The organism is Streptomyces sp. NPDC004065, assembly GCF_044903565.1.
GTDB lineage: Bacteria > Actinomycetota > Actinomycetes > Streptomycetales > Streptomycetaceae > Streptomyces.
In genome coordinates this window covers 29328-53102 of the sequence record NZ_JBJDQT010000028.1, presented here as the reverse complement: position 1 = coordinate 53102, position 23775 = coordinate 29328, and the positions used below count along the sequence as shown (strand labels likewise).

The following is a 23775-nucleotide window of genomic DNA, read 5'->3' as shown; positions in this document are numbered from 1 at the left end:
GAGGGCCGGCTCACGCCACGCCTACTCGGCCCACGGCGAGTCCAGGATGGTGCGGACGAAGTCGCCGCGCTCGAAGTCCGGCACGTAGTGCTCCAGCACGTCGGCCTTGACGTTGCCGAAGGTGCTTCGCGGCCTCGGCCGGATCCCTTCGGTGAACGCGGCGAGGATGCGCCGCTTGAAGTCGGGGCGCGGGTGCAGGGCCACGATCTCCCGCCGGTCCGCCTCCGACAGGTCCTCGTAGCCGATGCCGAGCACGTCGTACTCCACCCCGGCCGTCACCAGCGCCACCTCCGGCTCCATGAACTGCGGGACGCCCGGTGTGGTGTGCAGCGCGATCGCCGTCCACACCCGGCGCACGCTGTCCTCCGGGACGCCGCGCTGCCGCAGGAAGCGCCGGGCCTCGTCCGCGCCGTCCACCTCGAAGCGCCGTCCACCTCGAAGCGCCGTCCACTGCCGCGGAACTCCTCGTTCAGCCCGAGGTCGTGGAACATCGCGCCGATGTACAGCAGCTCCGGGTCGAAGCTCAGGTCCCGGTTGCGGCCCTGGAGGCTGCCGAAGAAGAAGACCCGCCGCGAGTGGTGGTAGACCAGCTCGCTCGTGGTGTCCCGGACCAGTTCCGTCGCCTCGCGTGCCAGGGCGGTGCCGGGCACCCGCACCCCGGCCGGTGCGACCGCTTCTGTGGTCATGAGCTGCTACCTCTGCTTTCCGTCCCGTGGGACTGCCACTGTCCGGCTCACTGTCCGGGCTGTGCCGCCCAGTCTTCTCCGGGCGGCGCCGGTCCGGTCACGCTCACCGGGCCGTACCTCCCACGGATACGGACATCCGCGGGCCGCCTTCCACCCGGAGACCCCGTCGAGGGCGTGGCGGTCCGTCAACGGGCCGGCGCACCGCCGCGGCACAGAGGGACGGGGCCTGCCCCGCACGCACCGTGCCCGGGTGGGACCGACGGGTGGGCGGGGACCGCCTCCCGATGCGCGGTGGAGCTCGCGGTCCCATCCTGAAGTGGCCGGATTCGAGGGACTCGCGGCCGGACCGGTGCGGCGCCCGGGGCCGTGTGGTCGGCACGGTGGGGAACGGACGCACGGTCCACTCGCAGCAGATCGCATCGGAAGGCGCGGAAGATGTCCGACACCATCGCCGGGGTGGAGATTCCCGGCACAGCGGCCGTGGCGCAGGCCACGCACCACATCCGGGAGACGACCCCGCCCCTCCTCTTCGACCACTCCGTGCGGGTCTTCCTCTTCGGCTCGCTGCACGCCCGCGCCCTGGGCCTGCGGCCCGACCCCGAGCTCCTCTACATCTCCGCTATGTTCCACGACACGGGGCTGCTGACGCCGTTCTCGGACGCGGAGCAGCGGTTCGAGGTCGACGGCGCCGACCACGCCCGGAAGTTCCTGCTCGAGCGCGGATTCCCGGACAGCGCCGCCGAGGTGGTCTGGACGGCCGTCGCCCTGCACACGACGCCCGGGATCCCCGGCCGCATGGGCCCGGAGATCGCCGCGACGAACTACGGCGTCCTCACCGACGCCCTCGGCTGGGGACTGGACGCCCTGGAGGGCGATCAGGTGGCGGAGATCGTCGCCGCCCATCCGCGCGGGGACTTCAAGAACGAGTTCCTCCAGGTGTTCGTCGAGGGGCTCAAGAACCGCCCGGACACCACCTACGGGACCATCAACGCGGACGTCCTGGAGCACTTCGTGCCCGGCTTCCGCCGCGGGTCGATGGTCGAGCGGGTCCTCCAGGCGCCCTGGCCGCGATGAGGGGCGGCGCCCACCGATGCGGGCCGTTCCCGCCCTGTCCACCCACTTCCTGAAAGGACTCTTTCGTGCGAGCCATCACTGTCCGGGACCGCGAGGCCGGGATCAACGGGCTGTCCCTGGAGGACCTGCCCCACCCGCACGCGTCCGAGAACGACGTCATCGTGCGGGTGCACGCCGCCGGCTTCACCCGGGGGGAGCTCGACTGGCCCGCGACCTGGACCGACCGCGCCGGCCGCGACCGCACCCCGAGCGTGCCCGGGCACGAGGTCTCGGGCGTCGTGACCGAACTCGGCTACGGGACCACCGGTCTCACCGTGGGCCAGCGCGTCTTCGGGCTGACCGACTGGACCCGCGACGGCTCGCTCGCCGAGTACGTCGCCGTGGAAGCCCGCAACCTCGCCCCGCTGCCCGCCGACGTCGACCACCCGACGGCGGCCGCGCTGCCGATCTCCGGCCTGACCGCCTGGCAGGGCCTGTTCGACCACGGGCGCCTCGTGACCGGCCAGTCCGTCCTGATCCACGGCGCCGCGGGCGGCGTCGGCTCGATCGCCGTCCAGCTCGCGCGCGAGGCCGGGGCCCGCGTCGTCGGCACGGGCCGCTCCGCCGACCGGGAGACCGTCCTCGGCCTCGGCGCGCACGCCTTCCTCGACCTGGAGGGCGACCGGCTGGAGGACGCCGGGCAGGTCGACGTGGTGTTCGACGTGATCGGCGGCGACGTCCTCGCACGCTCGGCGGCGCTGGTACGGGCCGGTGGCACCCTCGTCACGATCGCCCACCCGCCCACCGTGCGCCCCGACGACGGGCGGGCCGTGTTCTTCGTCGTGGAACCCGACCGGGTACGCCTCGCCGACCTCGCCCGGCGGGTGCGGGAGGGGCGGCTCGAGGTGCGCGTCGGCTCCGTCCGGCCGCTGGCCGAGGCGGCCGACGCCCTCGCCCCGGGACGGCGGGTGTCCGGCCGCGCCATCATCCGCGTCGCCGCGGGGTGAGACCGCGGGCGCGCCCCTCGCTGGACGGCGTCGCCCGGCTCAGGACGGCGTCACCTGGCGCGGGGCGGCCTCGCCCGGCGCGGCGGCACCGCGGGCGCAGGGCGTGGGCCCTCCGCCCGCGGTGCGCGGGGCGTTGCCGGTGGTGCTCACCCGCTCAGCGGGTGTTCACCGTGCCGTTGTTCACCGGGACCGTGTTCCCGTTGCCGATGACGATCACGACGTTGCCGGTACCACCCCCGCGACTGTCACGGTCGCCGTGACGACCGTGGTGCCAGTCGCCCCGGTCGTGGTGGTGTCCATGGCCGCCGTGGGCGACGGTCCTGGTCGTGGTGTGCGTCGGCTGCGGGGCGGCGAAGGCGGACGCGGGAACGAGCGCCCCACCCGCGGCAAGAACGGTCGTCGCGGTCAGCATCGCGAAACGCCGCGGGTGAGAAATGAGAGCCATGAGATATCTCCTTCGGATCAACACCTGAACGGTGGACATAACACTGGGCGGAAAAACCGAGGGAACGACTCGCTCGAACCCATGACTCCATCAAACGCGGCGCGAACAGCTCCGTCATGCCCCCGGAATTCGGGGCTTGACAGGCGGCGGCCGGCAACGTAAAAGCTGCCGGCCGCGGAACGGGAACGACGCCGCGGGACCCGCCTGCGGCGACGCATGTCATCTGCCGGGTTGGCGGACCGTGACCTCCTGCAGCAGCCAGCTGTTCCCATCGGGGTCGGCGAAGGCGGCGTAGGAGGCGTAGCTGCGGCGGTCCGGGTCGGGGCCCGGTACTCGTTCCTGGGCGCCCGAGTCGTAGACGTAGTGGAAGGTCTCGCTCACCTCCACGCCCCTGCCCGCCAGGTCGCCGCGGGCCTTCTCCAGGTCGGACACCACCAGGTAGTTGTGCGCGGAGCCCGGCGGCGCGGGGGTGAGACCGCGGCCGATGTGGATCGAGCAGGGGGAGCCCGGGGGCGTCAGCTGGACGATCCGGAACGGCGGGCCGGCCTCGTAGTCGGCGTCCAGGCGCCATCCGAGGCGTTCGTAGAACGCCCGGGACCGGTCGACGTCGGCCACCGGGACGACGGTGACCTCGAGTCCGAAGTCCACCGCCGGTTCAGGCATCGATTCCGTCGTATTCATGCGCGTCCTCCTTGGTTTTCGCCCGTACGGCTGTGGTTTTCGCCCGTACGGCTTTGGATTTCGCCGTACGGCTCAGGTGGCGGGCGTGTCGCGGAGGGAGGGCGCCGAGCGGAGCTGTCTGCGGGAGGTGACTCCGAGCTTGGCGAACACGTTGCCGAGGTGCCATTCCACCGTGCGCGGGCTGATGAACAGCCGGGCGGCTATCTCCTGGTTGGTGTGCCCGTCCCGGGCGAGCCGGGCGATCTGGGCCTCCTGGCCGGTCAGTTCGGTGCCGGCGCCGGAGGTCCGGGTCCGTACGGTCTCCCCGGTCGCCGCGAGTTCCTTGCGGGCGCGCTCGGCGAAGCCGTCCGCCCCGAACCGGGTGAAGGCCTCGTGGGCGGCACGCAAGGGGGCACGGCTGTCCTGGCGGCGGCCCCGGCGGCGCAGCCACTCGCCGTGCAGGAGCCGCGTGCGGGCCAGTTGGACGGCGATCCGGCAGTGTCCGAGGTGTTCGACCGCCTCCTGGTAGAGGGCGCCCGCGGTCTCGTCGTCGCTCAGCAGCGCGCGGCAGCAGGCCTCCGTGCCGAGAGCCCATTCCGTACCGCTCGCCCGGGTGCGTTCGGTCAGCCGGTCCAGCGCCGCGGCGGCGGTCTCCGGGTGCCCGCTGCGGGTGGCCGCCTCGATCAGTTCGGTCAGCGCCCACCCGAAGAAGCCCAGGTCCTCGTGGCGGCATGCGCGTGTCGCGGCCGCCAGCGCGGCGTCGTAGCGGCCGAGGCCGTTGTGCAGCAGTGCGCGCGCGTACTCGGCGAGGCTGAGCGAACGCCCCTCGCCCCTGGCGCGCACCTCCCGGACGGTGGTCTCCATGAGGTCCAGCGCCTGGGGTTCGCGTGCCCGCCAGGCGGCGAGCAGCAACGACGTGGACATCATCGGGACACCGCCCGCGGCCTCGGAGAGCGCCGTGGCCTCGTCGATCAGGGTCTCGGCGGTGCCGAACGCCCCGGTGTGCAGCTCGAAGCAGGCCTGGTAGGTCAGCGCCATCGGGAGCACGGCCAGCGCACCGGCTTCGCGGGCGCTGCGGACGGCTCCGCCGGCGAGCTCGTGCCAGGCCTCGTCGTCCCACAGTTCCGGCGCGATGGGCTCCGGGATCACCCGGAACGCCGGCCACAGCCGGCCCGGGTCCGCGTGCCCGTCCCCGTCCCCGTCCCCGTCCCCATCCCCGTCCCGGGCGCGGATCGCCCGCAGTGCCCGGCGCAGAGCGTCGGCGCCGGTGGCGCATCCGTCCAGAATGCGGCTGACCACGCCGTCCAGCAGGACGTCGAGCTCCCGTGGCGGGGTGGGCGGCGGTGGTCCGGCGCGGGCCGCCTCGGCCACCTCCCGCTCCTGGGGCCCCTCGCTCAGGCCGCCGGCGAAGATCGCCGCGCCGATCGCCTCCAGCAGCGTCTCCCGGGCGAGGGCGGCGTCGAGGGGGGCCAGCCGGTGTGCGGCGTCGAGGAGCAGCCGGGGCGCGTCGCCGCCGCGCGACTGGACGAAGACGAGCCCGGCCCGCAGCCGTTCCAGCCGGGCGCGCTGCAGGGCGTCCAGGGGGGCGGCCTCCGCGGCCGCCAGCAGGGTGCGGGTCTGCTCGGCCGCCCCGGCGTCGGTGGACGCCTGGGCGGCGGCCAGGAGGCGGGCGGCGCGGCGCGCGGGATCGGGCGTCAGTTCCGCCGCCCGCCGCAGGAAGGAGGCGGCAGCGGCGGCTCCGCCCCTGCTCCCGGCCCGGCCGGCCGAGCGTTCCAGGTCCGCGGCGACGCTCTCGTCGGGCCGGGTCGCGGCGTGCGCGCGGTGCCAGGCCCTGCGATCGGGATCGAGAAGGGGATCGGTGGCCTCGGCCAGTGCGTGATGGGCCGCGCGGCGGTCGGGCAGCGACGCCCTCCCGTAGACGGCCGAGCGCGCCAGGGGGTGGTGGAACCGGACCTTCGGACCGAACTCGGCGAAGCCCGCGGCCTCGGCCGGGGTCACGGCGTCCAGGGGTATCCGCTGCGCATGGGCCGCGCGCCGCAGCAGGCCCACGTCTCCGGTCGGCTCGGCCGCGGCGGTCAGCAGCAGACGCCGGCTGTCCGTCGGCAGGGCGCGGAACTGCCGGTGGAAGGCGGCCTCGATGCGGTGCGCCAGGGGACGCCGCCCGCCGGGAAGCCAGAATCCTCCGGCCAGTTCGGCGGGGGCGCGCGGCAGATGGAGCAGGGCCATGGGGTTGCCGTGGGCCTCGGCGACGATCCGGTCCCCTACCGACGGGTCGAGCGGCACTCCGACACGCGCGGCCAGCAGGGCGCGCGCGTCGGGCTCGGCGAGGCCGTGCACGGCCAGCTCCGGCAGGCCGGCCAGTTCCGGCACACCTGCCGGATCACGGCGGTCGTCGGACTCCCGGTCGGCGTCGGACTCCCGGTCGGCGTCGAGCCACTGCGCGTCGTCGGGCTGCCGGTCGTCGTCGGGCTCCCGCACGGCGAAGAGCAGGGCGACCGATTCCGCCGTCAGCCTCCTGGCCGCGAAGGCGAGCACCTGCCGGGATCCGTCGTCGAGCCACTGCGCGTCGTCCACGAGGCAGACCAGCGGCTGCCGCCGCGCCGCCTCGGCCAGCAGGCCCAGCGCGCCGAGGCTCACCAGGAAGCGCTGCGGCGCCTGCCCGAGCTCGCCCTGCCGCAGTCCGAAGGCGACGGACAGCGCGTCGCGCTGCGGTGGCGGCAGCCGGTCGAGCCGGTCCAGCAGCGGAGCGCACAGCTGGTGAAGGCTCGCGAAGGGCAGTTCCATCTCCGACTCGATGCCCGCGACGGCGGCGACGCGGAATCCAGTGGCCCGGGCGGCCGCGTGGTCCAGCAGCGCCGTCTTGCCGATGCCCGCCTCACCGCGCAGGACCAGGACCGCGCTGCCACCGGCCCGTGCCCGGGCCAGCACCTGGTCCAGCGCGGCCAGCTCCCGCTCCCGGCCGTGCAGTGCCGGCCGCGCGTCGACGGGGGGCACGCCCATGGTCGTCGCCCTTCCTGGTCCGCTGCCGGACGGAACCAGTTTAGGCCGGTCGGGCGATTTGACCGCTTATGGGTACTTCTCGGGCCCCGGGGCCCCTGGGGGTCGCTCCACGGGGTGATTGCCCGGGGTTTTCCCTGGGCCCGGGGCGGTGCGTCCGGGCGACTGTGGGTGAGCCGGCAACGCGAGGTCGCCGGCGACAGCAAGGAGAACGACAATGTCCCCCACTCCGGGAAACGCGGCGATCAGGCCGTTCACCTTCGATTTCCCCGAGGCGGAACTCGATGACCTGCGCGCGCGCATCAAGGCGGCGCGGTGGCCCGACAAGGAGACCGTCGCGGACCAGTCGCAGGGCACCCAGCTGGCGACGATCAAGGAGCTCGCGCGGTACTGGGCCGATGAGTACGACTGGCGCAGGACCGAGGCCAAGCTGAAGGCGCTGCCGAACTTCATCACCGAGATCGACGGCCTGGACATCCACTTCCTCCATGTCCGGTCGAAGCACGAGGACGCCCTGCCGCTGATCATCACCCACGGGTGGCCGGGCTCCGTCGTCGAGCAGCTGAAGCTCATCGAGCCGCTGACCGACCCCACCGCGCACGGCGGGAGCGCCTCGGACGCCTTCCACGTCGTCATCCCGTCGATGCCGGGCTACGGCTTCTCCGGCAAGCCGGCCGGCACCGGCTGGGGTCCCGAGCGCATCGCCCGCGCCTGGGGCGAACTGATGCGGCGGCTCGGCTACACCAGGTACGCGGCGCAGGGCGGCGACTGGGGTGCGATCGTCGCCGACTTCATGGGCGTGCAGGAGCCCGAGGGCCTGATCGGCATCCACACCAACATGGCCGGTGTGGTTCCGCCCGCCCTCGACGCCGCGCTGATCGCGGGCAATCCGCTGCCCGAGGGACTGTCGCTGTCCGACGAGGAGAAGGCGGCGGTGGAGCAGCTGGACTTCGTGTACCGGCACGTCTACTACGCCTATCTCATGGGGTCCCGTCCCCAGTCGCTGACCGCGCTGGCGGACTCCCCGGTCGGGCTCGCGGCGTTCCTGCTCGACCACGACAAGGCCAGCCTGGCCATGATCTCCCGGGCCTTCGCCGGCGGGAGCGAGGGGCTGAGCCGGGACGACGTCCTGGACAACGTCACGCTGTTCTGGCTGACGAACACCGCGATCTCCGCCGCGCGTCTGTACGCGGAGAACTCGACCTCGTTCTTCGGCGTCAAGGGGGTCCGGCTCCCGGTCGCCGTGAGCGTGTTCCCCGACGAGATGTACCAGGCCCCGAGGAGCTGGGCGGAGCGGGCGTACCCGAACCTCGTCCACTACAACCGCGTCGCCAAGGGCGGTCACTTCGCCGCCTGGGAGCAGCCGGAGCTCCTGGTGGGCGAGATCCGGGCGGGCCTGCGCTCCGTGCGGTGACCGGCCGGGCCCGACGCCCGCCGGAGCCCGGACGGGCGGGGCGGCCGGGACAGTCGGGGCGGCCGGGCGATCCCCTTCCGGGACGCCCGGCCGCCCCGCGGCTGTCGCGGGACGTCTCGGTCACCCGGGCCGTCGCCGTGTGCCACGACCGCCGCTCAGGGTCGTGACCGCCGGCTCTTGGCCGTTCGCGCCGGCCGGCGCACGGACCGGGTGACTCGCCTCCAGCATCGCGCACCGCTTTGCACGGGAATTGCAGGAGCGAATAGGTGTGGGGGGGCGTCGGGGGGCCGGCGGACGGTGGCAGGTGCGGTGCGAGTGCGGTGCAAGAGCGGTGCAAGGGGCGGCGGGATGGTCCGGTGCGGGTGCGCCGCTCGGGCCGGCGCGGGTCCGTCCCCCGGTTCGCGCCGGTGGCGACGGGGCCCCCGGGTCCCACGACGCGCGGGCTCCCGGGTACCCGGGTCTTCCGACACCATCACGAGGTTCACCGCATGCGCAAGGTTGCTTCGCCGCACAGGGCCGTGGTCGTCGCCGTCCTCCTGGCCGTGGCCGCGGTGCTGGCAGCAGGCATGCTGCCGGTGCCGCTGTCCGGGCCGGGCGCCGGGTCGCCGCGCGGGACACGGACGCCGGGATCCGCGCCCGGCCCGCGCGAAACGCCTTCGCGGGCCTCGCGGGACACCGCGGCACTCCTGCACGCCTACTACCGCGCGTTCGCCGACGGGAACATCTCCGCCGCGCGGAGGCTCGTCGGCGACGATTTCGTCATGCATGTGCCGGGGAAGGGTCTCAACGCCGGTGAGTACCGAGGGAAGGAAGGCCTGCGGGGGTTCATGGCGCCCCTGCTCGGCTACGGCGGCGGCAGGTTCACCGTGCGCGTCCGGCACTTCGCGGTGCACGGCGGCACGGCGTTCACCCGGGAGGTCGTCACCCTGAACCGCGCGAAGGACCCGGGCCGGACGTGGACGTTGCGGCTGGCCATGGAGTACCGGGTCCGGCGCGGGCGGCTGGCGGAGGCGTGGACCGTACCCGAGGAACAGGAGGTCTACGACGCGTACTGGACGCCGTCGCGCGACACCCCGACGGGCACACCGGCGCCGTCGCGGCCGGCGCCCTCGCAGCCGGGTCCCGCGCTGCCCGGGCACGCCGGTTCGCCGCGGAACACGCGCCTCCTGATCACCTTCTACGGCAGGCTCGCGCGCGGCGACCTCGGCGGGCTTCACCGCATGGTGTCCGACACTGTCGAGGTTCGTGTCCCCGGGCACTCCGCCCTGTCGGGCGTGTACCGGGGGTGGGACGGCTTCCTGGAGCTCCGCGGGCGTGTGGCGGCCGCGGCCGGCCGCCGGTACCGGCCCGGGGCGCGGGCGGTCGCGGGTGACCGGTCCGGCGGTTTCGTCCGGGAGGCCGTCCCGATGGGGCCCGCCCCGGGCCGCGCACGGAACGCGGAGGCCGAAGCGGAGGGATCGGCGGACATGACCGCGTACTGCACGGTCCGGCGCGGCAGGATCGTGCGGGTGGAGGAGTTCCCCGTCGACTCCGGTGCCTGGCAGCGCTTCTTCGGGGACGCGCGCGACCGGAGGTGATGCCGCGTCCGGCCGCGTCGGTGGGCCGTATGCGCGGCGCGCTCATACGCGGAGTTCCGCGGACGGCACCGCGGCAAGGGCCGCGGACGCCGGGGCGGAGGGCGCCGCGGGCGCCGGGGCGGAGGGCGCCGCGGACGCCGGGGCGGAGGGCGCCGCGGACGCCGGGGCGGAGGGCGCCGCGGACGCCGGGGCGGAGGGCGCCGCGGGCGCCGGGGTGGACCGGCGCAGGTGGGCGGTGAGGCCGGCCCGCAGGGGCGCGGGCACCGCCCGGTACAGGGCGGTGTGCAGCAGCTCGCCGTCGAATACCAGGTCGTCGCCGTCGGTGGTGAGGATGCCGGCGCCCAGAGCCCGTTCCACCTGCCGGGCGGCGCGCCAGCCGTCGGTCGTCGTGGTGGCGAGCAGCTGCTCGAAGCGGAAGCGGGGGCCGATCAGGGCCGCCATGCGCAGCAGGTCCACCGTCGGCTCACCGACGTGCCGCACCAGGTCGAGCGCCGCGTCCACCAAGGTGCCGGGAAGGTCGTCCGCGTGTTCCAGGCGTACGCCCTCCTTGGCGGCCCGAAGCGCCGCGACGACCAGTGCGGGGCGGCCGGCCGTGAGCCGGTGCACCCGGTCGGCGAGCCGCGGCGCCCACGGAACCTCGAGGCGGGCCGCAAGCTCCGCGACGGCGTCGGGGGTGAGCGGCGGCAGGGGCACCTGGGCGGAACCGGGGAGGCGTGCCGCGACGCGGCCGGTGCCGTCCTCCCGTGCGCCGAGCACCACCATCAGACGGTGCCCGGCGGCGCCCTGGGACACCTGGCGGACGGCGCGCAGGGTGGCGGCGTCCGCGCGGTGGGCGTCGTCCACCGTCAGCAGCACGGGGTGGTCGGCTGACAGCCGCAGCAGGAAGAGGGCGATCGGGTCGCCGGATTCGTCCGCCGGCGGCCGGGTGTGCCGGTCGCCGGGCTCGCCGTCGGGCGTCCCGGTGTGCGGCAGCACGGCGCGCAGCCGGTGCTCGAGGCCGTCGGCGGCGCGGGCGACCTCCTCGGGCCGCGCGGTGCGGCAGTAGTCCCTGACGGCCTGCTCCAGCACGGGGGCGGCGGGGGCGAGTTCGGGCCGGGGGCAGTGCGCCGCGAGGACGGTGGCGCCGTGGTGCCGGGCGTGCCGGCCCAGTGCGGCCAGCATCGCGGAGGTGCCCGCTCCCGCCCCGCCGCGCAGCACCGCGGTCGCCGGCCGGCCGGTGAGGGCCCCGCGCCACAGCTCCCGCAGACGCTCCAGTTCCCGCTCCCGGCCGACGAGGTGCCGGGGCGTGGTGGTGCCGTCCGGAGGCAGGGGCGGCGCCGGCGTGGCGGCGGGAGCGGGACGGCCGTGCAGGATGGCGCTGTGCAGCGCCGCGGAGCGCGGATCGGGGTCCGCGCCCAGTTCGGCGCGCAGGGTGCGGCGCAGCCGGCCGTAGGTGTGCAGTGCGGCGCCGGCCGAGCCCAGGCGGTACTGGGCCGTCATCAGGGCGCGCCAGGCCGGCTCGTCGTACGGGTCGTCGTGCGCGGCCGCCCGGGCCACCCGGGCGGCCCGCTCGTGGTCGCCGAGGTGGTGGGCCGCCTGCCAGGCGCTCTCCCGGGCGCGGCGCAGCAGGCGCTCCAGGGTCCGCCCGAGGTCCTCGCTCCACCCGGCGGGCTCGAACTCCTCGACCGCCTGCCCGGCCGACAGCAGGCCCAGGGCGCCCCGGGCGGCGGCGTCCGCGAAGGCGGGTTCACCGGCGCGCAGATGACGCTCGGCCGCCCGGGTCAGGCGGGCCGCCTCGTCGACGTCCACCTGCCAGTCGGTGGTGTTGAGCCGGTACCCGGTGCCCGCCCGCTCCAGACACGTGCCGACCACTCTGCGCAGCCGGCTGACCAGCGAGGCGACCGTCTGCGGGGCGGTGGGAGGCGCGTTCTCGGGCCAGAGCGTGCCGATCACGGTGTCGAGGCCGACGACCTGGTTGCGGTGGGCGGCCAGCAGGGCGAACAGCAGCACCGCGCGCCCCCGGGGCAGGCCGGGCGGGCCGCCGGGCCCGGAACCCAGCAGCGTGAGGGGTCCGATGAGCCGCAGACGGACGGGCTCACCGAGGACGGGTGCGGTCGTGCAGGGCGGCATGCGGGTGGTGCTCTTTCGTGGCGCGGACGGGGGACCGTTCCAGCCTCGCCGCGCCACGCGCCCGTCCGCCAGCGGCCCTTGGGACGGCTGTCCCTCGATTACGGCCATGTCCGCGCCGCACGGCCTCGCGGCGTGGGGGCGGGCCCGGGCTGCGGCTCGTCACGCGGTGTGGCCCGCGGGGCGCGCCCCACAGCTCGGCACCCGCTGTGGTCCCCGGGCCCACCCCACGGCTCGCCATCCGGTGTTGCCGCCAGGGGCCGCGCGGTGCGGGGCCGGCCCGCCGTGGCCCCCGGTCCACCGGGTGATGCGGGGTGGCAGCAAGGCTCCCACCGACTGTGGCCCGTGGGGGCCACCCGATGCGGGGGCCGGCCCGGCGCGCCCGCCGGCCCGCGTGTGCCGGCTCGTGGGCACGTCGTCGCCGTGCTGCGCCCGCCTCCCCGGCCGGATCGCTCCGTACGGATCACTCTGTAGCGGATCGCTTCGGGCGGATCGCTCCGGGCGGCCCGTCGCCGGCGTGCAACAGCGGTGCAAGCCGCCGCGCGAGTGTGGGCGGCGCGTCAGGGCCCGGCGGGCGCTCGTCCCCGGCGCCCGCCGTGGCGGACCGCGCATTCGGTGCCGCGTAACGGTGCCGTGCAGCGGTGCCGTTCAGCGGCGGTGGGCCGATCGGTGGGTCACGCGTCCGTGCCCACCGGCACACCGCCGGCCGTGGCGCGGGTCGACGGTCCTGTGCCCGGTGCACCGGTCCTCGGTGCACCGGACCGGACCGTGCCGTGCGCGGACCGGTGCGCCGCACGAGCCGTGCGGGTGGGCGAGCGGCGTGGCGTGCGGACCGTGCATCGCGCCGACCGGCGCGGCGTACGCCGTGGACGGTGCCCGGCGACGCCCGGGCGGGCGGGCCGAGCCCGGCCGGCGAGGCGCGGCGGGTGGCGCCCTGGCCTCTCACGGGGGCCCGTGTACCCGGACGACCTGGAAGACCTGGAAGTGGAGGACGGTGTGGGAGCAGGGAGCCGGAGCGGTCGCGGCCGGCGCTGGAGGGCGTGGCTCAGCGAGTTCGCCGCGACGGCGGTGCTGCTGCTGGTCATGGTCGCCGTGTTCAACTGCCTCTTCGGCAGCGGCGGTTGTGCGGCCCATCTGCTCACCGGTCCCGGGCGCCGGCTGGCCGCGGACGCCGTGGCCGGCGGCGTCACCGTCGGCCTGCTGATCGTCTCGCCGTTCGGGCGGTGCTCGGGCGGCCACATGAACCCGGCGGTCTCCCTGGCCTTCTGGCTGATGGGTGCCCTGCCGGGGCGGGACGCGGCGGGGTACGCCGTGTCCCAGCTGGCCGGTTCGCTCACCGGCGTGGCGGTGGGCCGGCTGCTGTGGGGGGAGCCGGTCGCCGATCCCGCCGTGGGCTTCGCCACCGTACGGGCGGCCGCCGGTATGCCGTGGTGGGCGGTGTTCGCCTCCGAGGCCGCGGCGACCGTCCTCATGCTCGCGGCGGTGACGTTCGTGGCGGCGCGGCCCCGTGCGGCGGCGCTGCTGCCCGCGGTGGCCGGAGCGGCGATCACCGTGCTGATCCTGCTGACCGGCCGCTGGACCGGCGGAAGTTTCAACCCCGCCCGGCAGTTCGGGCCGGAGCTGTTCTCCCACGACCTCGGGTGGCTGTGGGTGTACCTCGTCGCCCCGCTCGTGGGCGGCGCGCTGTTCGCCCTGGTGCGCAGGCGGCTGCCGCACGCACCGCCGCTGCCCGGGGCCCCGCGGCCGGACCCGGACGGCGCGCCCGGGACGACGGACCGGACGGCGCCCCGGCCCGAACGCGCGTGGAGGGCCGCCGATGGCCGGATCCGTGGGCAGCACGGCCCGGCGCACGGCCATGAGAGCGCGTGCGGCCCCCGTTGACGGCTCGTGCAGGCGCTGCTCAAGCGCCGTACCAACAGCCCGGACCCCGGTCCGGATCGTTCGAGAAAGGCCTGTGATGACTGCCTTCACTGCTGGGGAGCGTGTGCGATGACCACTTCGACGTCCTCCGCCGCCAGGCAGCGGCCGGAGTTCCTGGTCGCCCTGGGACTGGCCGCCGGTCCCGTGGTGGCGCTCGGCTTCACCCGGTTCGCCTACGCCCTGCTGCTGCCGGCGATGCGGGAGAAGCTGCACTGGAGTTACGCGGCGGCCGGCGGGATGAACACCGCCAACGCTCTGGGCTACATCATCGGCGCCGCCACCGCGGCCTGGTGGTCGCGCCGTTTCGGAGCCCGGGCCGCGTTCGGCTGGGGCATGGCCCTGAGCGCGCTGACCCTGCTCGCCTCCTCGGTGACCGGTGACTTCACCGTGCTCACCGTCCTGCGGTTCATCGGCGGCCTGAGCACCGCGGTGACCTTCGTGGTGGGCTCGGCGCTCGCCTCCCGCGTCCACACCGGCGGCCGGCAGGCCCGCTCGGCCGCCATGGTCGCCATGTATATGGCGGGCGTGGGCATCGGAGTGGTGCTCTCCGGCATCGCGGTTCCCGCGGCTCTGACCGCGTGGGGCCCGGCGGGCTGGCGGGCCGGATGGCTGCTGATGGGGCTGCTCGCCGTACTCGCCGTACTCCCGGCTGCGTGGGCGGCGCGCCACGTGCCCGCGCAGGCAGCCGGTAGCGGCTCCTCCGGCAAGGGCGCCGGTCTGAAGTCGTTGACGCCGGTCTTCGTCTGGTACGTGCTCTTCGGCGCCGGCTACGTCTCCTACATGACCTTCGTCATCGCGCTGCTCCACGGCCAGGGCATGAAGGTCTGGGGCACCGCCGCGTTCTTCATCGCGCTCGGCGTGGCCTCCGCCGCGGCGACCCTGCTGGTGTGGGGCCGGGCGATCGGCCGGCTGCGCGGAGGCGCGGCGCCCGCCCTGGTGTCGGCCGTCGTGCTGGTCGGTGTGCTGCCCGTGCTGCTGTGGCACGGGACGGTCGCCGCGATCGTCTCGGCGGTCGTCTTCGGCGGCTCGTTCATGGCCGGTCCCACCGCCGTGACCGTACTGGCCCGCAGGATGCTGCCGGCGCACGCCTGGACCTCGGGCATCGCGTTGCTGACCGTCGCCTTCAGCGTCGGCCAGGCCGTCGGTCCGCTGATCTCCGGCCTGCTGTCCGACTCCGCCGGGGGCATCGCCAAGGGCCTGTGGCTGTCCGTGATCCTGCTCGCCGTCTCCGCCGCCGTCGCCCTCGTCCAGCGGGAGCGGGCCGTGGAGCACCGCCACCAGGAGGCACCGTCCCCCGCCACCGCCACCGCCCCCGCCACCGCCCCCGCGGCCCCCGGCACGGCCGAGCGCTGACCGCGTCGTACAAGTCGCACAAGTCCTACAAGACGCACAAGGAGATCACCGTCATGTTCCACCGCATTCTGGTTGCCGTGGACGGCAGCCCCGCCGCGCGGGGTGCGGTCCGCACCACGGCCGAACTGGCCTCCATGACCGGGGCGAAGGTCCGGGTGCTGCACATCGACCCTTCCGAGGTGGTGTACGACACCGTGGTCGGCCTGGAGGACGACTCCACCGCCCACCAGGTCCTCGATTCCGCAGTCGCGCTGCTGCGCGGGGCCGGCGTCGAGACGGACGGCGAGCTGCTGGACGGCCTGGTGCCGGATGTGGCGGCGGCCGTGCACCGGGCCGCCGAGGACTTCGACGCCGACCTGGTCGTCGTCAGCCCGCACCACCGCGGCCGCCTGGCCGCCTGGCTCTCCCCCAGCGTCAGCGACGCCGTGGCCCACAGCAGCAGGGTCGCCGTGCTCCTGGCTCGCGGAGAGGCGTGACGTCGCCCGGCCGCCGGCGTCCCCCGTCGCCGCCCCCGCCACCGGCGGGGGCGGCGGGCGCCCGCGGTCCGGCCCCGTTGCTCCCGGAAGCGGGGCGGCCCGCGAGCGCAACGGTGCACCGCGCCCCACGAGGAAGGCACGACGGCCGATGACCGAACACACCGGGCGGACCCGGAAGGCCGAGCAGGCGGAACAGGCCGGGCGGCTCCGGCAGAGCGAGCTGCGCAGACAGTCCGAGCGGCCCGAACAGCCCCCACAAACCCAACAGCCCGAACAACCCCAACAGCCCGAACAGCCCGAACAGCCCGAACAGCCCGAACAGCCCGAACAGCCCGGACAGCCCGAACAGCCCGGACAGCGGCAGATCATCCTGGTGCGGCACGCGGAGACCGCCTGGAACCGCTCGCGCCGGTACTACACCGGGCGGGACGATCCCGGCCTGACCCCCGACGGGGAGCGCGAGGCCTCACTGCTCCGCCCCCACCTGCGGCCCTTCCGGGACGCCCACGTGCTGTGCAGTCCGGCGCTGCGGGCCCGCCGCACCGCGCGGCTGGCCGGGCTGCGGCCGGACATCAGCCACGACCTGCGCGAGTGGAGCTTCCAGCTCCCCGGCGGCCACACCGTGGGCGAAGGCTGCGCGAGCGGGCCGTGCCGCCACGACGTGTGGGACGGCGCTCTGGGCGACCGGGCGTGCGCCGGAGAGTGCCTGCCGGAGGTGACCGCCCGGGTGGACGGGGTGCTCGATCTCGCCCGTCGTCTCCTGGCCGGCGGGCGGCCCGTCGTCCTGGTCTCGCACGGCAACCTCATCCGCATGATGACCGCCCGCTGGCTCGGCCTGCCCGCCGCGGCGGGCGCCCACCTGGCGCTGCGCACCGCCTCGATCGCCCGTCTGGCCCCCTACGACGGCCGGCCCAGTCTGCTGGGCTGGAACTTCGCCCCCGCCTTCGACGCCCGCCCGGCCGCCCCGCGTCCGCTGCCGCCGGCCGGGGCAATCCCTCACCCGTACGCGCCCCGCCTCCCGCGCCGGCCGGTGGACCGGCCCGTCTACTGAGGCACTGTTCATCCTTGGAGGAACCGTTGGACACCAGTGTGCCCCTGCGCCTCGACCCGTACGCCGAACGCTTTCTGGCCGCGCTGGAGGCGGCCGGCGCCCCGCCGCTGGAAAGCCTGACACCCGCCCAGGCCCGGGAGGCGGCCGCGGAGGGCGGGCGCCTGGTGGGAGCGGTGCTGCCGCCCGCCGCCGTCCAGGAGCACCGGCTGCCCGCCGGGCCCGGCGGTGAGGTCCTGGTGCGCATCGTGCGGCCCCAGGGCTCCCCGGGCCCGCTGCCGGCGGTGATGTACTTCCACGGCGGCGGGTGGGTGCTCGGCGACCGGCACTCCTACGACCGCAAGACCCGCGACCTGGCCCTCGCCGGGGACGTCGCCGTGGTCTTCGTGGAGTACACCCGCTCGCCGGAGGCCCGCTATCCCGTCGCCCTGGAGGAGGTTTACGCGGCCACCGCCTGGATCGCCGACCACGGACCCGAGGTGGGCGTCGACGGCACCCGGCTGGCCGTCGCCGGTGACAGCGCGGGCGGCAACCTCGCCGCCGCCTGCACCCTGCTCGCCAAGAGGCGGGGCGGTCCCCGGCTGCTGCAGCAGGTGCTGTTCTATCCGTCACTGGACGCCGGTTTCGAGACCCCGTCCTACGAGCGGTTCGCGGACGGCTACTTCCTCACCCGCGCCCAGATGAAGTGGTTCTGGGACCACTACGCGCCGGACCACTCCGTGCGCACCGAACCGACCGCCGCACCCCTGCGGGCCACGACGGAGGAACTCACCGGACTGCCACCGGCCCTGGTGATCACGGGCGAGGCGGACGTCCTGCGCGACGAGGGCGAGGCGTACGCCCGCAAGCTGCTGCGGGCGGGCGTGCCCGTGGTGGCGGTCCGCTACCTGGGGGCGATCCACTCGTTCACCGCGCAGGACGCCCTCGGGGCCAGCCCCGTCGCCCAGGCGGCCATCGACCAGGCCGGACTGGTGCTGCGCCGGGCCCTCGCCGCTCGGGGCGACGGGACGGACCGGTGACGTCGACGGCGCTCGTCCTCGGCGGAGGCGGCGTGACGGGCATCGCCTGGGAACTGGGAGTGCTCCGGGCGTTGCAGGAGGCGGGGGCGGACCTCACCGCGGCCGATCTGGTGGTCGGCACGTCGGCCGGGTCGGTGGTGGCGGTCCAGGCCACCGGCGGCGTGGGCCTGGACCGGCTCCTCGCCGAACAGCTGCGGGACGCCGGTGGATCGCGGGAGGTCAAGGCCGCGTTCGACCCCCAGGGCACGGCGGCGGCCCTCAACCGGCTGATCGAGGGAGCCCGTGACGAGCGGGAGGTCCGGGCGCGGATCGGTGCCATGGCCCTGGCGGCACCGACCGTTGCCGAGGACGAGCGGATGCGGACGATCCGGGCGCGCCTGCCGGTGGACACCTGGCCCGCCCGGCGGCTGCTCATCACGGCGGTGGACGCGGAGACGGGCGAGCCCGTCGTGTGGGAGCGCGCCTCGGAGGTACCGCTGGCGTCCGCCGTGGCGGCCAGTTGCGCGGTGCCCGGTGTGTGGCCGCCCGCCACCGTCGCAGGGCGGCGCTACGTCGACGGCAGTGTCCGCTCCGCGACCAACGCCGATCTGGCCCTGGGCCACGACGTGGTCGTCGTGCTCGCTCCCGACACCGGGCCGGGACTCAACCCGGCCTCCCCGGGACTGACCGCCGAGATCCCGCTGCTGCGCGCGCACAGCCGTGTCCTGGTCGTCGCGCCCGACGAGGCGGCGGTGGACGCCATCGGCCCCAACCCGCTCGATCCCGCCCGGCGCCCGGCAGCCGCCCGCGCGGGACAGCGGCAAGGACGCGAACTGGTGGACCCGGTGCGCGAGCTCCTGTCCCCCGGCACCTGACGGACCCGCCGCGGCCCTCACGCCGTCGGCCCGGGGCGGCCCCCGGTCGCCCGGCCCGCTCCCGGGTGGACCGCCCGGGGCAGGGCGGGTCACCTGCCCGCCGGCCGGGCGGGACCGTACCGGCGCACGAGCCACCATGCGCGGCGCAACGCTGGGACGCCGTACGCCGAGGACCGGCACGCCGTACGCCGTGGCACCAGGACACCGTGGAGCCGTAGCGCGGTGCGCCCGGGACGCCGGGCGCCGTGAGACGGGACGGTGCGACGGTGTGCGGCACCACCCCGCGCGCGGCCGGACGGACGGGCAGACGGCCGACGGCGGACGGGCAGAAGGCCGGCCGGCAGAAGGCCGGCCGGCAGGCGGCGGACGGGCGGGCCGGCGGTCGCCGGCCCCTGCCGGGCACCGGCACGCCCGTCCGCGTCCTGCCGGCGGCACCGCTCGTCTGCGCCCTGCCGCCGGGCGACGTAACGTCGGAAGCGTGCTCCCGGAAGAGGCCACCGCCAGGTCGCACGCGTCCGCCGAGGCTCAGCGCATCCCGCCGCACGGGGCGGCCGACGCCGCCCGGGAGTTCGCGCTGACGACGGTCCTGCTGTTCTGCGTCGTCACCGCCGTCCGCTGGCTCGCCCCACCGAACTCGCCGCCGGCCGTGCCCGGTCCCCGAGGCGCGGCGGCGGCCGTGGGAGTGCTGACCGGGGTCCTTCTGGTGCTGCTGATCACCTCCCCGCCCGGACGCCGTTCGGGGGCGCACATGAATCCCGCCATCACCCTCGCGCTGTGGCTGATGGGGACGTTCCCCGGCCGCGTCGTGCCCGCCTACGCGGCCGCGCAGCTGGCGGGCTCCGTGGCCGGCGCCGCGCTGGCCCGGCTGTGCTGGGGACCGGTCCTCGAGGGACCGGCCACGCGCTACGCCGCCGTGCACCCCGGCCCGGGCTGGAACGCGGCCATGCTGCTGCTCACCGAGAGCGGCTGTCTGGTGCTGCTGGTCCTGATGATCGGGTGCTTCCTGTCCCACCCCGGGCTCAGCCGCCGGCTCCCCTACGCGGTCGGCGTCGCCACGGCCCTGATCATCACCGGGCTGGCGGGGCTGAGCGGTGCGTCGGCCAATCCGGCGCGCCAGCTGGGTCCGGCGGTGCTGTCCGGCGCCACCCAGCTGCTGTGGGTCTATCTGGTCGCGCCGCTGATCGGGGCGACGGCGGGGGCCGCGGCCCATCGCCTGCTCCGGCGCCGTCCGGCGGCTCCCGCACCGCGCACCCACCGGCTGTGCGGGGACGACGACGCGGTGCGCGACCGCGCCCGGCAGGGCGCCGCGCCGCTGCCGCGGGCCGGGACCTCCCCTTAGCGCCGGGTGGGCGCTGTGGGCAGGGCGAGTCCCGTGTCGTAGGCGAGGATGACGGCCTGCACGCGGTCGCGCAGGTGGTACTTCTCGAGGATGTGGGCGACGTGGGTCTTGACGGTCGTCTCGCTGACGAAGAGTTCGGCGGCGATCTCCGCGTTGGACAGTCCGCGGGACAGGACGCGCAGCACGTCCAGCTCCCGGTCCGTGAGCGCGTCGAGGCCCGGCGGGGCGGGCGTGGGTTCCGGCAGCGCGGCGAACCGCTCCAGCAGCCGGCGGGTCACCCTGGGCGAGATGACCGCCTCCCCCGAGGCGACGGTGCGGATCGCCTCGACGAGGGAGGTGGCGGGGCCGTCCTTGACCAGGAAGCCACTGGCGCCGGCGCGCAGGGCGTCCAGCACGTGTTCGTCCAGGTCGAAGGTGGTCAGGATGATCACGTGGGTGTCCGGCTGGACGTCGAGGACGCGGCGGGTGGCCTCCACCCCGTCCAGGCGGGGCATGCGGATGTCCATGAGCACGACGTCCGGTTGCAGGCTGCGGGCGTCCTCGACGGCCGCCAGGCCGTCGCCGGACTCGCCGACCACGGCCAGATCGGGTTCGGCCTCCAGGATGAGCCGGAACCCGGTGCGGATCATGGGCTGGTCGTCGACGAGGAGGATGCGGGTGGCGGTGGTCATCGGGGGCAGTCCGTTTCGTTGTCGCAGGGCGGGTCGAGGGGCAGCCGGGCGCTGACGAGGAAGCCGCCCTGCGGCAGCGGCCCGGTGTCGAGGGTGCCGCCGGCGGCGGTGACGCGTTCGTGCATGCCCACCAGACCGTGGCCGCCGCCGGGCGGCACGGCGTGGGGGGCGGCGTGGGGGGCGGCTCCGGTGAGCGGGCCGTCGTCGCGCACGCTGACCGCCAGGTGGTCCGGCTGCCAGTCGAGGGCGACGACCGCACGGGTGTGCCCGGCGTGTTTCAGCGTGTTGGTCAACGCCTCCTGGACCACGCGGTAGGCGGTGAGCTCGGTGCCGGCGGCCAGCCGGCGGGCGGCCCCCGTGGAGGTGGCCCGCACCCGCAGGCCGGCCTCCCGCAGGGCGTCCAGCAGCCGTGGCAGGTCGGCGAGGACCGGCTGCGGCGCGCGGCCCTCCATGGCCTCGTCGTCGTCGGTGCGCAGCAGTTCCAGCAGGCGTCGCAGTTCCGCGACGGTGGCGCGGCCGGTCGCCTCGATCGCGGCGTGCAGCTCCCGGGTCTTGTCCGGGTCGCTGCTCTGCACCCGGTCTGCGGCGATGGCCTGCACGACCATCAGGCTGACGTGGTGGGCGACGATGTCGTGCAGTTCGCGGGCGATCCTGGAACGCTCCTCCACCACGGCGGTGCGGGCGAGGGCGACCTGCTCCCGTTCGAGCGCGGCCGCGTGCTCCACCGCCTCGGCCGCCATGGCGCGGCGGGCCCTCACCAGGCAGCCCAGCGCCCAGGCGGCCACCACGAGCACGTCCACGACGACGGCCGAGCCGATGGCCTCGCCGTGGCCGATCAGTGCCTCGGTGGCGCCGGCCACCACGACCATCGCGGCCAGCAGCCGGTAGCTCGGGCAGTGCGGGAGGCGGACGGTGGTCAGGAACACCGCCACCCCCACGCCCAGCAGGACGGTGCCGATGGTGGCGCCGGCGCCGGTGACCGGGGCGGGCACGGAGTGCCGGGCCTGGAGCAGCGCCGCCGAGGCGGCGACGACCACCAGCACGGGCGTGGGCCAGCGGCGGTGCACCGCGAACGGAACGCCCACCATCAGGGCGAGGGCCGTGCCCACCGCGTCCGCTCCGGAACCGCCGCCCGGCGCCCGGTCGACGACCTCGGTCAGCGCGGCCGCCGCCAGCAGCGGGGCGAGCAGCAGGTCGACCGCGGCGCGCGGCACCCGGCGCCGGGCGAGGGCGTCGAAACGCCCGTGCGCGAACGCCTCCTTCAGAGCGACGAGACGCCGGCCGACGACAGCCACAGGGGTCCCCCTTGATCGGGTCATGGACTCGGCAACAGCCGGAAAGCCCGTCCCGATTTCCGTATCCGCGGCGAAAACGACGACTTGGCCCGTTGTGGGGAGGGCAGGGCCCGATGTGCGGGTGGGACCGGCCGCGAGTTGCCGGAGGCGTACTGCGGCGGGGAGCCGGGCCGGCCGCGCACGGGGCGCCCGGGGGGCCCGAGGCCGTCTCCTGCCGGCCGCCGCGGACGGCGATCACGGCGAGTGGGCGGTCGAGGCGACGGCGGACTTGGCCGACCGGGCGGTCGGCCCGGTTCCTGCGGCGGTGTGCCCGGACGCCGGCCGTCGCGCTCCTCGGCCGGCCGACCGAGCCCCCGCGCGGTACTCCTCCGTCGGGCGGAGCTCACGGGTGGTCCGGCGGCAGGACGCCCTGCGCCGCGGCGGCGCGCAGGCTGGTGGCACACCGATCCGCCAGGGCCGCACAACGGCCCTCTCTTTCTGGAGCCGTCCCATGACCCGCGACACCGCCGCCCTGGCGCGCCCCGCACTCCGGCGCGCCAGGCGGGCCACCGCCCTGCTGTGCGCCGTGGGCGCGGCCGGAGCCGTCCTGGCCTCCGGCGCCGGCGCCTCGGCCGCCGACCGCACCACCCCTTCCGTCCGCGGCGCGCGTCCCGGCCCGGCACCGGCCCCCGCCTGGAGCGGGGACGATGCCGCCCGCCAGGCCGTCCGCCGGCTGACCTCGGCGGGGCTGCCCGGAGCGATCGCGCTGATACGGGACCACGGCCGCACCGCGACGGCGGCGGCCGGCTACGCCGATGTGGCGGCCAAGCGGCGCATGAGCAGGGCGGACCACCTGCGCGTCGGCAGCAACACCAAGGCGTTCACCGCCACCCTGGTGCTGCAGTTGGCGGCCGAAGGGCGGCTGCGCCTCGACGACAGCGTGCAGCACTTCCTGCCGGGCATCGTCCACGGCGGCGACCGCATCACCGTGCGCCACCTGCTCAACCACACCAGCGGCCTGTTCCCCTTCGAGCAGGATCCGTCCTTCTCCGCCCCCTACTTGAAGGGGCACGCGGGCCACTACTGGTCACCGAGGCGGCTGGTGGCCCTGGCCGACGCGCACCCCCCGCTGTTCCGGCCCGGCGCCAGGTTCTCGTACTCCAACACCAACTACGTGCTGCTGGGTCTCATCGTCGAGAAGGTCACCCACCACTCCTACCGGCACGAAGTGGAGCGCCGCGTCATCCGGCCGCTCGGGCTGCGCGACACCCGGCTGCCCGTGCGTTCGCTCACCGTCCAGAGCCCGGCCGCACACGGCTACCTCCTGGGCCGCAACGGCAGCGCGCCCAAGGACATCACCGGTGCCATGAGCCCCTCCACCACCTGGGCGGCGGGGGCGCTGACCTCCACCGTGAACGACCTCGCCCGGTTCGACCGGGCCCTGCTCACCGGACGGCTCCTGCCCCGGGCCCAGCTGGCCGAGATGATGAAGGCCGGCCCCTACAAGGTCGACCCGGCCGACCCGGACAAGGGCTACGGGCTGGGCCTGGAAAGGGTGCGTCTGTGCGGCGTCACCATGTGGGGGCACACGGGAACCGTGCTGGGCACCCAGACCAACGCCTTCACCAACGCCGACGGAACCCGCCAGCTGGTGCTCGCCACCAACGCGGACCCCGACAGCTGGGTCTCCGGCCAGATCTCCGCGTGGCTCACCGCCTCCCGCCAGACCCTGTGCGCCACCCACTGACCCGCACACCCGCCACCCACTGACCCCGTCCGCCACCCACTGACCCGCACGTCCGCCACCCGCTGACCCGACGGTCCGGACCCGCTCACCACGACGGCCCGGCGCGACGGCCACGGCCCCGGCCCTCCA

At 75.5% G+C, this 23775-nt stretch carries 18 protein-coding genes and 1 pseudogene; 12 read left to right on the top strand and 7 right to left on the bottom strand.

Annotation, left to right across the window (positions count from 1 at the left end; genetic code table 11):
* Positions 1-21: 21 nt before the first annotated feature.
* Positions 22-686 (bottom strand): annotated as a pseudogene (locus ACI2LW_RS26100) (HD domain-containing protein).
* Between the two features lie 435 nt (positions 687-1121).
* On the opposite strand from ACI2LW_RS26100, the gene ACI2LW_RS26095 reads away from it, so the two are divergent.
* Positions 1122-1760 (top strand): HD domain-containing protein, encoded by a 639-nt coding sequence (locus tag ACI2LW_RS26095; protein WP_404733646.1) that lies wholly within the window; start codon positions 1122-1124, stop codon positions 1758-1760.
* Positions 1761-1825: 65 nt separating this feature from the next.
* The gene (locus ACI2LW_RS26090; protein ID WP_404733645.1) at positions 1826-2746 is read left to right on the top strand and encodes an NADP-dependent oxidoreductase; all 921 of its coding nucleotides are present in this window, start codon (positions 1826-1828) and stop codon (positions 2744-2746) included.
* Positions 2747-2900: 154 nt separating this feature from the next.
* Here ACI2LW_RS26090 and ACI2LW_RS26085 read toward each other — a convergent pair whose 3' ends face one another.
* The 3 genes from ACI2LW_RS26085 to ACI2LW_RS26075 all read right to left on the bottom strand — a co-directional run bounded on the left by ACI2LW_RS26085 (position 2901) and on the right by ACI2LW_RS26075 (position 6851).
* Positions 2901-3191, bottom strand: coding sequence for a hypothetical protein (locus ACI2LW_RS26085; protein WP_404733644.1), 291 nt, complete (start codon positions 3189-3191; stop codon positions 2901-2903).
* A gap of 219 nt (positions 3192-3410) precedes the next feature.
* Positions 3411-3872 carry a VOC family protein gene (locus tag ACI2LW_RS26080; RefSeq protein WP_404733643.1) on the bottom strand — a complete coding sequence of 154 codons (462 nt, stop codon included), beginning with the start codon at positions 3870-3872 and terminating at the stop codon, positions 3411-3413.
* Positions 3873-3944: 72 nt separating this feature from the next.
* Positions 3945-6851, bottom strand: a complete 2907-nt coding sequence (locus ACI2LW_RS26075; RefSeq protein ID WP_404733642.1) for an AAA family ATPase — start codon at positions 6849-6851, stop codon at positions 3945-3947.
* 214 nt (positions 6852-7065) lie between these two features.
* On the opposite strand from ACI2LW_RS26075, the gene ACI2LW_RS26070 reads away from it, so the two are divergent.
* Both ACI2LW_RS26070 and ACI2LW_RS26065 read left to right on the top strand, forming a co-directional pair.
* Positions 7066-8262, top strand: a complete 1197-nt coding sequence (locus ACI2LW_RS26070; protein ID WP_404733641.1) for an epoxide hydrolase family protein — start codon at positions 7066-7068, stop codon at positions 8260-8262.
* 488 nt (positions 8263-8750) lie between these two features.
* Positions 8751-9839, top strand: coding sequence for a nuclear transport factor 2 family protein (locus ACI2LW_RS26065; RefSeq protein ID WP_404733640.1), 1089 nt, complete (start codon positions 8751-8753; stop codon positions 9837-9839).
* 42 nt (positions 9840-9881) lie between these two features.
* Here ACI2LW_RS26065 and ACI2LW_RS26060 read toward each other — a convergent pair whose 3' ends face one another.
* Positions 9882-11948 carry a BTAD domain-containing putative transcriptional regulator gene (locus ACI2LW_RS26060; RefSeq protein WP_404733639.1) on the bottom strand — a complete coding sequence of 689 codons (2067 nt, stop codon included), beginning with the start codon at positions 11946-11948 and terminating at the stop codon, positions 9882-9884.
* 951 nt (positions 11949-12899) lie between these two features.
* On the opposite strand from ACI2LW_RS26060, the gene ACI2LW_RS26055 reads away from it, so the two are divergent.
* The 7 genes from ACI2LW_RS26055 (at position 12900) to ACI2LW_RS26025 (ending at position 19954) form a co-directional block, all read left to right on the top strand.
* A complete protein-coding gene (locus ACI2LW_RS26055; protein WP_404733638.1) occupies positions 12900-13826 on the top strand; it encodes an MIP/aquaporin family protein in 927 nt (308 codons plus the stop codon).
* 108 nt (positions 13827-13934) lie between these two features.
* The gene (locus ACI2LW_RS26050; RefSeq protein ID WP_404733637.1) at positions 13935-15218 is read left to right on the top strand and encodes a YbfB/YjiJ family MFS transporter; all 1284 of its coding nucleotides are present in this window, start codon (positions 13935-13937) and stop codon (positions 15216-15218) included.
* A 53-nt stretch (positions 15219-15271) separates the two neighbouring features.
* Entirely contained in the window at positions 15272-15694 is a 423-nt protein-coding gene (locus tag ACI2LW_RS26045) for a universal stress protein (protein WP_404733636.1), read from the top strand.
* Between the two features lie 148 nt (positions 15695-15842).
* Positions 15843-16745 (top strand): histidine phosphatase family protein, encoded by a 903-nt coding sequence (locus ACI2LW_RS26040; protein WP_404733635.1) that lies wholly within the window; start codon positions 15843-15845, stop codon positions 16743-16745.
* Positions 16746-16759: 14 nt separating this feature from the next.
* Positions 16760-17761: an alpha/beta hydrolase gene (locus ACI2LW_RS26035; protein WP_404733634.1), complete on the top strand. Its 1002-nt coding sequence runs from the start codon at positions 16760-16762 to the stop codon at positions 17759-17761.
* Entirely contained in the window at positions 17758-18615 is an 858-nt protein-coding gene (locus tag ACI2LW_RS26030; RefSeq protein ID WP_404733633.1) for a patatin-like phospholipase family protein, read from the top strand. The genes ACI2LW_RS26035 and ACI2LW_RS26030 overlap by 4 nt, the downstream gene beginning before the upstream one ends.
* A gap of 478 nt (positions 18616-19093) precedes the next feature.
* The gene (locus ACI2LW_RS26025) at positions 19094-19954 is read left to right on the top strand and encodes an MIP/aquaporin family protein (RefSeq protein WP_404733632.1); all 861 of its coding nucleotides are present in this window, start codon (positions 19094-19096) and stop codon (positions 19952-19954) included.
* Here the strand turns inward: ACI2LW_RS26025 and ACI2LW_RS26020 are convergent.
* Both ACI2LW_RS26020 and ACI2LW_RS26015 read right to left on the bottom strand, forming a co-directional pair.
* Positions 19951-20625 carry a response regulator gene (locus ACI2LW_RS26020; protein ID WP_404733631.1) on the bottom strand — a complete coding sequence of 225 codons (675 nt, stop codon included), beginning with the start codon at positions 20623-20625 and terminating at the stop codon, positions 19951-19953. The two genes, ACI2LW_RS26025 and ACI2LW_RS26020, sit on opposite strands and share 4 nt — an antisense overlap.
* Positions 20622-21920 carry a sensor histidine kinase gene (locus ACI2LW_RS26015; protein ID WP_404733630.1) on the bottom strand — a complete coding sequence of 433 codons (1299 nt, stop codon included), beginning with the start codon at positions 21918-21920 and terminating at the stop codon, positions 20622-20624. The genes ACI2LW_RS26020 and ACI2LW_RS26015 overlap by 4 nt, the downstream gene beginning before the upstream one ends.
* Positions 21921-22410: 490 nt before the next feature.
* Between ACI2LW_RS26015 and ACI2LW_RS26010 the strand changes: the two genes are divergently transcribed.
* Complete coding sequence (locus ACI2LW_RS26010) at positions 22411-23646, top strand: serine hydrolase domain-containing protein (RefSeq protein ID WP_404733629.1); 1236 nt, start codon at positions 22411-22413, stop codon at positions 23644-23646.
* Positions 23647-23775 lie beyond the last annotated feature (129 nt).

What these genes read in the sequence shown, in the direction of transcription:
- ACI2LW_RS26095 (WP_404733646.1), top strand. Translation starts at nt 1,122, where the DNA reads ATGTCCGACACCATCGCCGGGGTGGAGATTCCCGGCACAGCGGCCGTG.
- ACI2LW_RS26085 (WP_404733644.1), bottom strand. Translation starts at nt 3,191, where the DNA reads ATGGCTCTCATTTCTCACCCGCGGCGTTTCGCGATGCTGACCGCGACG.
- ACI2LW_RS26080 (WP_404733643.1), bottom strand. Translation starts at nt 3,872, where the DNA reads ATGAATACGACGGAATCGATGCCTGAACCGGCGGTGGACTTCGGACTC.
- ACI2LW_RS26075 (WP_404733642.1), bottom strand. Translation starts at nt 6,851, where the DNA reads ATGGGCGTGCCCCCCGTCGACGCGCGGCCGGCACTGCACGGCCGGGAG.
- ACI2LW_RS26070 (WP_404733641.1), top strand. Translation starts at nt 7,066, where the DNA reads ATGTCCCCCACTCCGGGAAACGCGGCGATCAGGCCGTTCACCTTCGAT.
- ACI2LW_RS26065 (WP_404733640.1), top strand. Translation starts at nt 8,751, where the DNA reads ATGCGCAAGGTTGCTTCGCCGCACAGGGCCGTGGTCGTCGCCGTCCTC.
- ACI2LW_RS26060 (WP_404733639.1), bottom strand. Translation starts at nt 11,948, where the DNA reads ATGCCGCCCTGCACGACCGCACCCGTCCTCGGTGAGCCCGTCCGTCTG.
- ACI2LW_RS26050 (WP_404733637.1), top strand. Translation starts at nt 13,935, where the DNA reads ATGACCACTTCGACGTCCTCCGCCGCCAGGCAGCGGCCGGAGTTCCTG.
- ACI2LW_RS26045 (WP_404733636.1), top strand. Translation starts at nt 15,272, where the DNA reads ATGTTCCACCGCATTCTGGTTGCCGTGGACGGCAGCCCCGCCGCGCGG.
- ACI2LW_RS26040 (WP_404733635.1), top strand. Translation starts at nt 15,843, where the DNA reads ATGACCGAACACACCGGGCGGACCCGGAAGGCCGAGCAGGCGGAACAG.
- ACI2LW_RS26020 (WP_404733631.1), bottom strand. Translation starts at nt 20,625, where the DNA reads ATGACCACCGCCACCCGCATCCTCCTCGTCGACGACCAGCCCATGATC.
- ACI2LW_RS26010 (WP_404733629.1), top strand. Translation starts at nt 22,411, where the DNA reads ATGACCCGCGACACCGCCGCCCTGGCGCGCCCCGCACTCCGGCGCGCC.